Origin of the sequence: Pseudooceanicola nanhaiensis DSM 18065 (assembly GCF_000688295.1) — a bacterium.
Lineage (GTDB): Bacteria > Pseudomonadota > Alphaproteobacteria > Rhodobacterales > Rhodobacteraceae > Pseudooceanicola > Pseudooceanicola nanhaiensis.
This window is the reverse complement of sequence record NZ_JHZF01000013.1, coordinates 1,110,678-1,122,791: the sequence shown is the minus strand read 5'-3', so window position 1 is coordinate 1,122,791 and position 12,114 is coordinate 1,110,678. Positions and strand designations below refer to the sequence as shown.

General features: G+C 67.9%; 11 protein-coding genes and 1 tRNA gene. 5 read left to right on the top strand and 7 right to left on the bottom strand.

The annotated features are described in order from the left end of the window. Positions 1 to 80 precede the first annotated feature (80 nt). Together Q344_RS0115530 and Q344_RS0115525 are read left to right on the top strand one after the other, a co-directional pair. Complete coding sequence (locus tag Q344_RS0115530) at positions 81 to 1,232, top strand: ROK family transcriptional regulator (protein ID WP_229669195.1); 1,152 nt, start codon at positions 81 to 83, stop codon at positions 1,230 to 1,232. Further along, positions 1,222 to 2,739 (top strand): CRTAC1 family protein, encoded by a 1,518-nt coding sequence (locus Q344_RS0115525; protein ID WP_028287553.1) that lies wholly within the window; start codon positions 1,222 to 1,224, stop codon positions 2,737 to 2,739. Before Q344_RS0115530 ends, Q344_RS0115525 begins: the two co-directional genes overlap by 11 nt. An 87-nt stretch (positions 2,740 to 2,826) precedes the next feature. On the opposite strand, the gene Q344_RS0115520 is transcribed toward Q344_RS0115525, so the two are convergent. The 6 genes from Q344_RS0115520 to Q344_RS0115495 all read right to left on the bottom strand — a co-directional run bounded on the left by Q344_RS0115520 (position 2,827) and on the right by Q344_RS0115495 (position 8,564). Next, positions 2,827 to 4,122: a cytochrome-c peroxidase gene (locus tag Q344_RS0115520; protein WP_028287552.1), complete on the bottom strand. Its 1,296-nt coding sequence runs from the start codon at positions 4,120 to 4,122 to the stop codon at positions 2,827 to 2,829. 71 nt (positions 4,123 to 4,193) lie between these two features. Further along, complete coding sequence (gene xylA / locus Q344_RS0115515; RefSeq protein ID WP_028287551.1) at positions 4,194 to 5,504, bottom strand: xylose isomerase; 1,311 nt, start codon at positions 5,502 to 5,504, stop codon at positions 4,194 to 4,196. Next, positions 5,501 to 6,955: a xylulokinase gene (xylB, locus tag Q344_RS0115510; protein WP_028287550.1), complete on the bottom strand. Its 1,455-nt coding sequence runs from the start codon at positions 6,953 to 6,955 to the stop codon at positions 5,501 to 5,503. The genes xylA and xylB overlap by 4 nt, the downstream gene beginning before the upstream one ends. A 182-nt stretch (positions 6,956 to 7,137) precedes the next feature. Continuing rightward, a tRNA-Ser gene (locus Q344_RS0115505) sits at positions 7,138 to 7,227 on the bottom strand. A gap of 235 nt (positions 7,228 to 7,462) precedes the next feature. Further along, positions 7,463 to 8,203 carry a Bax inhibitor-1/YccA family protein gene (locus Q344_RS0115500; protein WP_028287549.1) on the bottom strand — a complete coding sequence of 247 codons (741 nt, stop codon included), beginning with the start codon at positions 8,201 to 8,203 and terminating at the stop codon, positions 7,463 to 7,465. A gap of 148 nt (positions 8,204 to 8,351) precedes the next feature. Continuing rightward, positions 8,352 to 8,564, bottom strand: coding sequence for a DUF1127 domain-containing protein (locus tag Q344_RS0115495; RefSeq protein WP_028287548.1), 213 nt, complete (start codon positions 8,562 to 8,564; stop codon positions 8,352 to 8,354). A 127-nt stretch (positions 8,565 to 8,691) separates the two neighbouring features. Between Q344_RS0115495 and Q344_RS0115490 the strand changes: the two genes are divergently transcribed. Continuing rightward, on the top strand, positions 8,692 to 9,585 hold the full coding sequence (locus Q344_RS0115490; RefSeq protein WP_028287547.1) for a LysR family transcriptional regulator: 894 nt from the start codon (positions 8,692 to 8,694) through the stop codon (positions 9,583 to 9,585). 6 nt (positions 9,586 to 9,591) lie between these two features. Here Q344_RS0115490 and Q344_RS0115485 read toward each other — a convergent pair whose 3' ends face one another. Then, complete coding sequence (locus Q344_RS0115485; protein WP_028287546.1) at positions 9,592 to 10,551, bottom strand: NADPH:quinone oxidoreductase family protein; 960 nt, start codon at positions 10,549 to 10,551, stop codon at positions 9,592 to 9,594. A gap of 329 nt (positions 10,552 to 10,880) precedes the next feature. Here Q344_RS0115485 and Q344_RS24145 point away from each other — a divergent pair, with 329 nt between their 5' ends. Both Q344_RS24145 and hisN read left to right on the top strand, forming a co-directional pair. After that, a complete protein-coding gene (locus Q344_RS24145; protein WP_036539312.1) occupies positions 10,881 to 11,252 on the top strand; it encodes a helix-turn-helix domain-containing protein in 372 nt (123 codons plus the stop codon). A 61-nt stretch (positions 11,253 to 11,313) separates the two neighbouring features. Then, the gene (gene hisN / locus Q344_RS0115470) at positions 11,314 to 12,114 is read left to right on the top strand and encodes a histidinol-phosphatase (protein ID WP_028287545.1); all 801 of its coding nucleotides are present in this window, start codon (positions 11,314 to 11,316) and stop codon (positions 12,112 to 12,114) included.

Sequence of the window (12,114 nt, the reverse complement as noted above, 5' to 3'; positions counted from 1 at the left end):
GGGCGAAGGGAGGACGAGTCTTGGCGAAATCGCGCAGGGTGTCCAGTTCCGCAGACCAGCGGGAGGGGGGCCGGAGGCAGGTGCTCGAAACGATCCGCGCCGCCGGCCGGATCGCGCGGATCGACATCGCCAAGGCCGCCGGGGCAAGCCCCGCGACCGTCACCGCCATCACCTCGGAACTGATCGCCGCCGGGCTGATCGAGGAATGCGCCGACCCGCCCCTTCAGGACGCAAAGCGTGGGCGTCCGAGGGTGGCGCTCAAGATACGCGGCGGGGCGCATCTGGTGGCGGGGGTCAAGGTCTCTCACCATGCGGCTTCGGTCGTCATCACGGATTTCGAAGGCACCGAGATTACCGCGCGCGAGATGCGGCTGGCCGAGAACCGGATGACCCCGGCGAAGCTCTGCGACGAGATCCTGCGCAGCCTGGACGAGGCCTGTGCCGCGGGCGGGCTGGCCCTCGGTGACCTCTCCGGCATCGGGATCGGCATCGCCGGGCTCGTCGATGCGCGGCGCAATTTCGTCTACTGGTCCTCCTCGCTCAGGGAACGCAATGTCGATCTGGGCCGGATGCTCGAGGCGCGGGTACATTGCCCCGTCTTTCTCGACAACGACGCGAACCTCGTCGCCAAGGCCGAACACATCTTCGGCGAGGGCCGCAACGTCGACAATTTCATCGTCATCACCGTCGAGCACGGCGTCGGCATGGGAATCGTCCTCGACGGCCGGATCTATCGCGGCGTCCGCGGCTGCGGGGCGGAGTTCGGCCACACCAAGGTCCAGCTCGAGGGCGCGCTCTGCCAATGCGGCCAGCGCGGGTGCCTGGAGGCCTATGTCGGCGATTACGCCCTTCTGCGCGAAGCCAACCTGAACAGCGAAACGGACCACAAGGACATCGACAGCCTCTTCGCGGCCGCCGGCGCGGGAGAGGAGATCGCAGGCTCCATACTCGACCGTGCGGGCCGGATGTTCGCCATGGGACTGGCGAATGTGGTCAACATCTTCGATCCGTCGCTCATCATCCTTTCGGGCGCGCAGTTGAACTACGACTTCCTCTACTCCGACAAGGTGATCGACCAGATGAAGCGCTGGATCGTGCAGGTCGACGCCCCGATCCCCGAGGTCAAGGTGCACGGCTGGGGCGACCTGATGTGGGCCAAGGGTGCGACGGCCTACGCAATCGAGGAGGTGTCGAACCTGACCGTCAGGGAACTGGCCGCCAATGCGGGTTAGGGCCTCGCTTGTCCTGGCCACGCTGGCGGCCGGTTCGGTGGCGGCGGAGCCGGTCGTGCCCGTGTTCGAGCCGCGGCCGATACCGCCGCATGTCTACGCCGGCGGATGGGAACATTTCGTCGGCGGCGGGCTCGCGAGCTTCGACTGCAACGGCGATGGACGTCCGGAGCTCTACGCCGCAGGCGGCACGGAGCCGGCCGCGCTGATGCGGAACGTCACGCGGGACGGTACGCTTGCGTATGCCGAGGACACGCCCGACGCGCTCGCTCTGACCGGCGTCACCGGCGCCTACCCTCTCGACATCGACGGCGACGGGCTGATCGACCTCGCCATCCTGCGTGCCGGACCGGACAGGCTGATGCGCGGCACCGGCGATTGCGGTTTCGTTCCGTTCGAGGGGCTCGGGTTCGAAAGCGGCGACCACTGGACCACCGCCTTCTCCGCGACGTGGGAGAGCGGCCAGACCCTGCCGACGCTCGCCTTCGGAACCTATGTCGACCGGACGGACCCGGATGGTCCCTTCGAAGCCTGCGACGACACGCTGCTCTATCGCCCCGACGGGGGCCGCTACCCGCCCCCGCAGCGCCTGAGCCCCGGCTTCTGCGCCCTCTCCGCCCTCTTCACCGACTGGCACCGCACCGGACGGGCGGACCTGCGGCTGTCCAACGACCGACACTACTACGTCCGCGGCGGCGAGGAGCAGCTCTGGGCGATGGAGGCCGTCCCGCGGCTCTATACGAAGGCGGATGGTTGGCGGAGCTACCACCTCTGGGGGATGGGCATCGCCTCGCGCGACATCAACGGGGACGGCTACGCGGATGTCTACCTGACCTCGATGGGCGATCAGAAATTCCAGATGTTCGACCCCGAGGATGGCGGCCCCGCCTATCGCGACGCCTCCTACGACTTCGGGACCACCGCGCACCGGCCCTTCACAGGCGGGGACGGGCGGCCGTCGACGGGCTGGCACGCGGCCTTCGGAGACGTGAACAACGACGGGCGCGACGACATCTTCGTCGCCAAGGGCAACGTGGAGCAGATGCCCGACGCGGCGATGCTCGACCCGAACAACCTGCTGCTGCAGGGTGCGGACGGGCGGTTTTCGGAGGCCGCCGACGCGGCCGGGATCGCGACGCTCGAGCGCGCGCGCGGCGCGGTGCTGGCGGATCTGGACGGGGACGGGTTCCTTGATCTTGCCGTGGTCAACCGACGGGCGGAGATGGAGCTTTACCAGAACGCAGGGACGACAGGCCACTGGCTGGCGGTCGAGCTGCGCGGCCCCGCCGCCAACTCCCGGGGCATCGGCGCCTTCGTCGAGGTCGAGGCGGGCGGACGGCGCCACGTGCAGGAGGTCACCGTGGGCGGCGGACACGCCGGCGGCAGCGCCGGACCGCTGCACTTCGGGCTGGGGGATGCAGAGACCGCGCGCGTCCGCGTCATCTGGCCCGGACAGGCGCCGGGCGCGTGGCGGGAGGTTGCGACCGACAAGCGCGTGACGTTTCCGTAGGTGCGGCCAGCGCGGCGGCCGCCGGGTGCCCCCGACCGCATCTCTGCCGCGTCCATGCCACGCGCCGCGCGCCCGGCCACCGAGGTCTCAGCGGTCGACCGGCAACCCGCTCGGCACCGTATCCGGCACGCCGAGCCTTCCCTCCGCGGCCTCCCGATCCGTCAGCGCCGCGAGGAACGCGAGGATGTCGTCCACCTGACCGTCGCTCAGCGCCAGCGGCTCCAGTTCATTGGCGTCCGCAATGCGCGCGACCTCGTCGGGCGCGTCCATGATCGTCCAGTCCTCCGCTCCGGGCAGCTCGTGCAGCACGACCTGGCTCCGGTCATAGGCGCGCAGGGAGGCCACCGGGTCGAGGTGATGACGCACCACCCCCTCCAGCGTCGCGTAGGCGCCGTCGTGACCATACGGCGCCGTCAGTGTCACGTTCCGAAGCGACGGGGTGCGGAAGCGGTAGGCATCCGCCGGGTCGCCGGTGACCCGGATGCGGCCCTCGTCTCGGGAATGCGCCTCGAACCGGGCGGCCTTTCCGGGACCGAGCTGCGGCATCGCGATGGCGTGGAAACCGTGGTCGGTCTGGAACCATCCCGCATGGCAGGCCGAGCATCCGGCCTCTCCGTAAAAGAGCATACGGCCCCGTTCGGCGCCCTCGGACAGCGGCGGCCCGCCGGCCATCGCGGTGTCGAACGGGCTCTCGTCCGCGCGCCATTCGAAGGTGATGAAATCCGCGATCACGTTGGCGATGTCGGTGAAGCGGATCGGCGCGCCCGCGCCCAGCACCGCGTCGAACATCTCGCGGTATTCGGGGATCTCCGCCACCCGGTCGGCGATCCGCACCCAGGCGCCGGTGTCTCCGGTGAGGTTCGACAGCCGCACGGATTGGGAGACGTCGTTTTCGGAATAATGCCCGGCCATCTCGTCGCCCGAGAGGACCGGGAACATCGCCTGGGCCGAAAGGACCGTATCGAAGCCGCGGATCATGTCGGCGCCGAGCGGCGTCCGGATCCCGTCAGGCTGATCCGCCGCCTCTTCCAGCCGGCCGTCGTGGAACATCACGGTGAATTCCGTCGCCCCGAGGTTCCAGAGGCCCGGCGCATTGCGCGGCAGGCGCTCCTCCGGCAGATCGCGGGGGTCGAGCACCCGGTCCGGCCCGAGCCCCACACCGCCCTCGCCGACGGAAAGCGACATCCCGTCGGAGGTTCCGAGCGTCGGATGATGGCAGGTCCCGCAGGAGATGTTGCGGTTGCCCGAGATCACCGGGTCGTAAAACAGGAGCCGGCCGAGTTCGACCTCGGCCATGCCCACCTCGGGGAAGACGGGCCGGGGTCCGAGGTCACCGGCCGCAGCCGCCCCGGCCCCCAGCAGAAAGAGCAAAGTCCATCTCATGGCGTCCCTCCCCTGACGACCACCCCCGGACCGCGAGCGGCAGGCCCGGAGCGACGCCCGGGCCCTGCGCCTCAGACGAAGCGGTTCACGAGGTTCTCGAGGTATTCCTGCCGGCCCGAGCGGGGCTTCGGATTGATCCCCTGTGCCTCGACCCGCGCCGCGATGTCGTCGAGCGAGACCTCGCCCTTCAGCATCGCCTGTGCCTCGGGCGCGTCCCAGCCCTTGTAGCGATCCTCGACGAACCCGGCGAGGCTGCCTTCCTCAAGCATCCGGGCCGCCGCCTTCAGGCCGCGCGCGCAGATGTCCATGCCGCCGACATGGGCCATCAGCAGGTCCTCCGCGTCGAGCGACTGGCGCCGGAGCTTGGCGTCGAAGTTGGTGCCGCCGGTGGTGAAGCCGCCGTTCTTCAGGATGTGGTAATAGGCCAGCGCCACCTCGGGCACGTTGTTCGGGAACTGGTCGGTGTCCCAGCCGGACTGGTAGTCGTTCCGGTTCATGTCGATCGAGCCGAAGATGCCGAGCGCGCCGGCCAGCGCGATCTCGTGTTCGAAGCTGTGGCCGGCGAGGATCGCGTGGCCCTGCTCGATGTTCATCTTCACCTCGTTCTCGAGGCCATGCCGCTTGAGGAAGCCGTAGACCGTCGCGACGTCGTAATCGTACTGGTGCTTGGTCGGCTCCTGCGGCTTCGGCTCCACGAGGATCGTGCCCTTGAAGCCGATCTTGTGCTTGTATTCCACGACGAGGTTCAGCATCCGGCCAAGCTGCTGGTCCTCCCGCGCGAGGTCGGTGTTCAAGAGCGTCTCATAGCCTTCGCGGCCGCCCCAGAGGACGTAGTTCTCGCCACCCAGTTCGTGGGTCGCGTCCATGCAGGTCTTGATGGTCGCGGCACCGAAGGCAAAGACCTCCGGGTCCGGGTTGGTTGCCGCGCCCGCCATGTAGCGCGCATGGCCGAAAAGGTTCGCGGTGCCCCAGAGGAGCTTCATGCCGGTCTCTTCCTGCTTCCGCGCGAAGACCTCGACGATCTCCTGCAGGTTGCGGGTGTTCTCGGCGAAATCCGCGCCTTCCGGCCGCACGTCGGCGTCGTGGAAGCAGTAATAGGGCGCCTTCAGAAGCTGGAACATCTCGAAGGCCACGTCCGCCTTGGCCTTGGCGCTCGCCATGTCGTCGCCGAACCACGGCCGCTCGAAGGTCTGCCCGCCGAACGGGTCGAGCCCGGGCCAGCAGAAGCTGTGCCAATAGGCCACGGCGAAGCGCAGGTGGTCCTTCATCGCCTTGCCCATCACGACCTCGTCCGGGTCGTAGTGGCGGAAGGCCAGCGGGTTGGCGCTGTCGGGCCCCTCGAAGGGGATCTCGGTGATGTCGCGGAAGAAGCCGGTGCTCATGTCAGGATTGCCTTCATCTGGGGATAGAGCGCGCGGTACTTCGCATGGGCCTCGTCATAGGCTGCGGTGAGATCCGCGCGCGGCTCGATGGTTTCGGATATTTCGGGCGGCGCCATGATCACGTCGAGCGGCCCGCCGGTGACCGCCGCGATGGCAAGCCGGGCAGCGCCGAGCGCCGCGCCGAATTCGCCCTTCGCCGGCAGGTCGAGCGGCACGCCCAGCACGGTCGCCAGCGTCTCGACCCAGCCGCGGGACCGGGTGCCGCCGCCGACCGCCAGGAGGCGCGTCAGTTGCGTGCCGGTGCCCTTCAGCGCCTCGTGGCAGTCGCGGAGCGCGAAGGAGACGCCCTCCATCACCGCCTGCGTCAGCTGCTCCGGGCCGTCGCCGATGTCGACATTGGCGAAGGTCGCGCGGATCGCGCTGTCGTTGTGCGGCGTCCGTTCGCCCGAGAGATAGGGCAGGAACAGGATGTGTGACGGCCCCGCGATGCGGTCGGGCACATGCTCGGCCAGCCGGGCGGGCTCCTGTCCCAGAGTGCGCGACAGCCAGTTCAGGCAGTCGGTCGCGGCCAGGATCACGCCCATCTGGTACCAGGTGCCCGGCACCGCGTGGCAGAAGGTGTGCACGGCCGAGGCCGGATCGGGCGCATAGCTGTCCTTGGCCGCCAAAAGCACGCCCGAGGTGCCGAGCGACACGAAGCCCTGCCCGTCCCGGAAGCAGCCGGCGCCGCAGGCCGCCGCGGCATTGTCGCCGCCGCCGCCCGCCACGGTCACCGGCCCGGGCAGCCCCCAGGCCTTGAGAAGCTCGGTCCGGAGCGTCCCGCCCGGCGCCGAGCCCTCGACCAGCGCGGGCATCTGGTCCCGCCGCATGCCACCCGCAGAGAGCAGCGCGTCCGACCAGTCCCGCGCCCCGGTGTCGAGCCACGAGGTCCCGGCGCTGTCCGACATGTCGCCGATATGTTCGCCGGTCAGCCAGTAGCGCAGGTAATCCTTGGGCAGCAGGACCTTCGCGACTGCCGCGAAGACCTCAGGCTCGTGCTTCGCGACCCATGCGAGCTTGGGGGCGGTGAAGCCCGGGAAGACGATATTGCCCGACAGGTCGCGCACCCCGGGGGCCGCGTCGAGCGCCCGCGCCTCGACATGCGAGCGCGTGTCGTTCCAGAGGATGCAGGGCCTGAGCACCGCGCCGGAGGCGTCGAGCAGGGTCGCCCCGTGCATCTGCCCGCTCAGCCCGATGCCCTTCAGCGCCGAGAACTCCGCCGGATGGGTCTCGCGCAGCGCGGCGACCGCCCTCTCGCAGGCCGAGACCCAGTCCGCCGGGTCCTGCTCGCTCCAGCCCGGCGCGGGATGCGCGACCGGATAGCCCGCCTCCGCGGCGCCGACCACGGTGCCCGCATCATCGACCAGCAGCGCCCGAAGGCCCGAGGTCCCCACGTCCAACCCGAGATACAAGATTGCGCCTCCCTGCGACCCTCCTCCCGGGTCGCATCGCATTTATTTCAGAACGTAAAATAATCGCGTTTCAGAGCGGATGTCAACGTGGTGCCGCGCGGACAACGCAGCACGCGGACGGGCCCCGGCGCGGAAGCGGAGGGCCCGTGGCGGGAGATCGTTTCTCGGAAGAAGGAGGGTAGTGGCGGAGACGAAGGGATTCGAACCCTCGATACCGTTTCCGGTATGCACCCTTAGCAGGGGTGTGCCTTCGACCACTCGGCCACGTCTCCGCCGACGGGTATAGCCGTGCGAAGCTGCGGGTTACAAGGCGAAATTGCGTTGCTTCCGAAGCTGTGACCGGGCGGTGCCAACTTGTTGAAATCGCGCGGCAAGTGACCTCGGGGGCGGCCGGGGCGCCGGGTGGCTCGCCGCGATGGTTCGATGCGCGGCAACGAAAAAGCCCCCGGGCGATGCCGGGGGCTTCGTGTTCGACCGGAGGCGCCGCGGGGAGCGGCGCGCCGTTCGTTACTCGCGGTTGCCGAAGATCGACAGCAGGAACATGAACATGTTGATGAAGTCGAGGTAGAGGCTCAGCGCGCCCATGATGGCGGCCTTGCCCAGCCACTCGCTGTCACCGGAATGCGCGTGTTGCAGGTAGGTGTTCTTGATGTTCTGCGTGTCGTAGGCGGTCAGGCCGGCGAAGATCAGCACACCCAGGATCGAGATCGCGAAGTAGAGCGCGGGCGAGCCGAGGAAGATGTTGACGATCGAGGCGACCAGAATGCCGATGACACCCATGATCAGGAACGCGCCCCAGCCCGAGATGTCCTTCTTCGTGGTGTAGCCCCAGAGCGACAGGCCCGCGAAGGCGATCGAGGTCACCAGGAACACCTGTGCGATCGACATGCCGGTGAAGGCCACGAAGATCCACGACAGCGACAGGCCCATCACCGCCGCGAAGGCGTAGAAGAACAGCTGCGCGCCGGCGGCGGACAGGCGGTTGATCGCCGCGCCGAAGGCGAAGACCATGATCAGCGGAGCGAACATGACAATCCAGCCGAGGATATTCGGCTGAAGCGTCTGGGGATCGCGGAAGACCGCGAGGAGGTCGGGGCTGGTGCCGACAGCCCATGCGACGAGGAACGTCAGCAGCATGCCGACGGACATCGTCCCGTAGACCTTGTTCATGTGGGCGCGCAGGCCCTCGTCGACGACCGCGGCACCACGCACGCCTGTGGTCTGTCGGATCGTTCTCGGTTCAGCCATCCATTCCTCCGAAAGTTAGCAATTGCCCCTCACCAGGGTTCCTGTCGAATATCGGGAATGGTGCCAGCAATTTCAAGATATTCAAAAGCGAAACCGCGCCCCGGCGGGACGCGGCCATCACTTTCCTGTCAGCATGTCGGGATCCCGGTCAGCGACGCCAGTTCTGCGGCACGTCCCAGCGTCTGGATTCCTTCAGCGCCTGCTCACGGGTGACGCCGATATCCTTCAGCATCGCGTCGTCCAGCCGGGAGAGGGACTGGCGGCTGGCGCAGAGGCCGAAGTAGGCGAACGCCCGGCCGATGAGCGAGGAGGGGCGGCCACCGGGAACATAGGCGGGGCGGCGGGAGGTGATCGAAGCCATGGCCTTCATCCTTTCCTGAACTTGATGTCAAATGGTGCTTCAATGATTTCTGTTGATGTATATGGCGCGCTGTGATCAATGTTGAAAATGAATACTTTTGGACATCTTCATCAAGGATGGTGATGATATGAGAAACCTCGACATGACCGCGCTCCGCTCCTTCGTGGCGGTGACCGAGCATGGCGGTGTCACGCGCGCTGCCGGTATGCTGAACTTCACGCAATCTGCCGTCTCGATGCAGCTCAAGCGGCTCGAGGAGACGCTGGGCGTGTCGCTCTTCGACCGGTCCAACCGGCGGATCGAGCTCACGGCGTCGGGCGAGCAGCTGCTCGGTTACGCCCGGCGCATCGTGGAGCTGAACGACGAGGCGATGACGCGCCTCACCTGCCCCACCTTCGAGGGCGAGGTGGTGCTGGGCGTGCCCCATGACATCGTCTACCCGGTGCTGCCCCGGGTGCTGCAGCGGTTCAACGCGGAGTTTCCGCGGATGAAGGTGCAGCTCATCTCGGCCTATACCTCGATGCTGAAGCCCGCCTTCGCGAAGGGCGAGATCGACGTGATCATGACGACCGAATCCGCGCCCGATCCGAATGCCGAGGTGCTGGACGAACGCCCGCTCTGCTGGATCGGCGCGCCGGGCGGCAGCGCGTGGCGGCAGCGCCCGATCCGCTATGCCTCGGCCCGGACCTGCATCTTCCGCGGCTCGGCCATCCGGGCGATGGAGAGCGCCGGCATAGACTGGGAGAACGCGGTCGAGACCGCCTCGGACCGCACCGTCGAGGCGACGATCAGCGCGGACCTCGCCATCGGCGCGATGCTGGAAGGCACCGAGCCGCCGATGCTGGTGCGGGTGGAGCATGGCGGCGACCTGCCGGCGCTCGGCACCCAGAAGATCTGCCTCTACCGCAAACCGCGCGGAGAGAACGACGTCGCCTCGCGGCTTGCGGACATGCTCTGCTCCGGTTTCACCGGGACGGACACCCATGTCCGCCCCCTGCACGAGATCAAGAAGCGCGCCTGAGCGCGCTCAGGGCTCGATGATCACCTTGCCGGTGGACTTCCTCTGCCGGAGAAGCTCGAGCCCTTCGCCCGCGCGGTCGAGCGGCAGGCGGTGGCTGATGTGCGGCCGGATGCGGCCCTCCTCCAGCCAGCGGAAGATCTGCGCGAGGCTGTCGGTCACCACGGCGGGGCGGAACTTCATGTAGCCGCCCCAGTAGAAGCCGAGCAGGTCGATGTTCTTCACCAGCATGTGGTTCGGCTTCACCTCGGGCACCTTGCCGCTGGCGAAGCCGATCACCAGGATGCGCCCCTCGGGCCGGGTCGCGCGGAAGGCGGCCTCGAACTGTTCGCCGCCCACGGGATCGTAGACCACGTCGGCCCCGCCGAGCGCACGCACGGCCTCGCGGATGTCCTTGGACTTCGCGTCGATCAGGTGGTCGGCGCCTGCCGCCCGGGCGACGTCGAGCTTCTCGGCACCGCGGGCGCAGGCGATGACCCGCGCCCCCATGAGCTTGCCGATCTCGACCGCCGTCAGCCCGACGCCCCCGGCGGCGCCCAGCACCAGCAATGTCTCGCCCGGTTGCAGCCGCGCCTTGTGCTCCAGCGCCACGTGACTGGTGCCATAGGCGACCGGCACCGCCGCCGCCTCGGCATATCCGACCGAGTCGGGCAGCGTCACGAGTCGTTCGGTTGGAAACAATCCGTAGTCGGATAGGCCACCATTTCCGCCGAAGACGGCGACCCGCGTGCCCGCTTTCGGACCATCGCCCGAGGGATCCTCGGCCACCACGTCGCCCGCCACTTCCATGCCCAAGGTGAAGGGCGGCTCGGGGGTTTCCTGGTACTTTCCCTCGGTCATCAGAAGGTCCGCGAAATTCAACCCGCAGGCGTGCACGCGCACCACCGTACACCCCTTTTGCGGCAAGGGCTTATCAACCTCCACGAGTGAGGCCCCCTGCCCCGCTTCAACCACCCTGTACGCGCGCATCTGCACCTCCTCCGCATCGACCTGTGCGCGAGTTAGGGCGACAGGGCCCCGGCTGTCAAACCGCCGGCCGGTGCGCGCGGACGCCCCCGGGCGCGCGCGGGCCGCGTCAGGTTTACGCAGCGTAAGGAATTGACGTGAAATGACGTTGACGTAAGGAACAGTTACCAAACGTAAACCGCATCTTCCTTGATCGGTTTGCAAATACTGGTATTCTTTTTTGGCGCTATTGGGATGCGTGGCGCAAGGAAACAATAGGTAACTCAACCGACTGGCCCGATGACCGGCGCCAGTGCGGGTGTGAATGACTGAAATCTGAGGGAGCCGCGCTAATGACCCACCCAGTAGACGTGCATGTCGGCAAGAGAATTCGCCACCGTAGGTGGCTTGTCGGCATGACCCAGCAGCAGCTGGCGGAACGCGTCGGGATCAAGTTCCAGCAAATCCAGAAGTACGAGACTGGCGCGAACCGCGTCAGCGCCTCTCGGCTGTGGGACATTGCGGACGCGCTGGACGTCGCGGTGAGCTTCTTCTTCGAAGGCCTCGACTCCGAGTCGGCGGGAAAGGAATCGACAAACGATATCCCCGCAGACCTGATGGGCGACAAGGAAGCGCTGGACCTCATTCGTTCGTACTACGCGATTCCCGAGAACCAGCGCCGCCGGCTCTTCGAACTGGCGCGGGTCCTGTCCGACGTCGCTTGAGCACGCAGCCCGCCTGCGTTAGCCGTCGGATCACACGGCGCGGGCACAGGCGGGCAGGCACATGAGCGAGGCGGCACACATCACAGAGACGGCCCACGCGATGGCGGATGCCGCGCGGCGGGCCATCCTCCCCCATTTTCGGGCGGAGGGCGGACTTGCGGCCGACAACAAGGCCGCGGACCATTTCGACCCCGTCACCGTCGCGGACCGCGCCGCCGAAGAGGCGATGCGCGTGATCCTGGCCGAACGGCGGCCTGACGACGGCATCCTCGGCGAGGAATTCGGCCATTCCGAAGGCACCAGCGGCCTGACCTGGGTGCTCGACCCGATCGACGGCACCCGCGGCTTCATGTCCGGCACCCCGACCTGGGGCGTGCTGATCGCCGTGGGCGGACCCGAGGGCCCCAGCTTCGGCATGATCGACCAGCCCTATACCGGCGAACGCTTCTGGGGCGGCTTCGGAGCGGCGCAATGGACCGGGCCGCTCGGCGCGCGGCGCCTTGCCACCCGGCGCACCGCGACGCTGGACGAGGCGATCCTCTTCACCACCTTCCCCGAAGTCGGCACGCCGCAGGACCGCGACGGCTTCCGCGCCGTGGCCGACCGCGTCCGGCTGGTGCGCTACGGGATGGATTGCTACGCCTACGCTCTGCTCGCCGCCGGTCAGATCGACCTGGTGATCGAAGCGGGCCTGCACGCCTACGACATCCAGGCGCCGATCGCGGTGATCGAGGCCGCAGGCGGCATCGTCACCGACTGGCAGGGCGGAAAGACCCACATGGGCGGCCGCGCGATCGCCGCCGCCAACCCCGAGATCCACCGCGCCGCGCTGGAGATCGTCGCGCCCTTCGCGGCGGGCTGA

Bases quoted from the DNA above. Each gene is read 5' to 3' on its own strand.
- Q344_RS0115525 (WP_028287553.1), top strand. From the start codon at position 1,222: ATGCGGGTTAGGGCCTCGCTTGTCCTGGCCACGCTGGCGGCCGGTTCG.
- Q344_RS0115520 (WP_028287552.1), bottom strand. From the start codon at position 4,122: ATGAGATGGACTTTGCTCTTTCTGCTGGGGGCCGGGGCGGCTGCGGCC.
- xylA (WP_028287551.1), bottom strand. From the start codon at position 5,504: ATGAGCACCGGCTTCTTCCGCGACATCACCGAGATCCCCTTCGAGGGG.
- Q344_RS0115500 (WP_028287549.1), bottom strand. From the start codon at position 8,203: ATGGCTGAACCGAGAACGATCCGACAGACCACAGGCGTGCGTGGTGCC.
- Q344_RS0115495 (WP_028287548.1), bottom strand. From the start codon at position 8,564: ATGGCTTCGATCACCTCCCGCCGCCCCGCCTATGTTCCCGGTGGCCGC.
- Q344_RS0115490 (WP_028287547.1), top strand. From the start codon at position 8,692: ATGAGAAACCTCGACATGACCGCGCTCCGCTCCTTCGTGGCGGTGACC.
- Q344_RS0115485 (WP_028287546.1), bottom strand. From the start codon at position 10,551: ATGCGCGCGTACAGGGTGGTTGAAGCGGGGCAGGGGGCCTCACTCGTG.
- Q344_RS24145 (WP_036539312.1), top strand. From the start codon at position 10,881: ATGACCCACCCAGTAGACGTGCATGTCGGCAAGAGAATTCGCCACCGT.
- hisN (WP_028287545.1), top strand. From the start codon at position 11,314: ATGAGCGAGGCGGCACACATCACAGAGACGGCCCACGCGATGGCGGAT.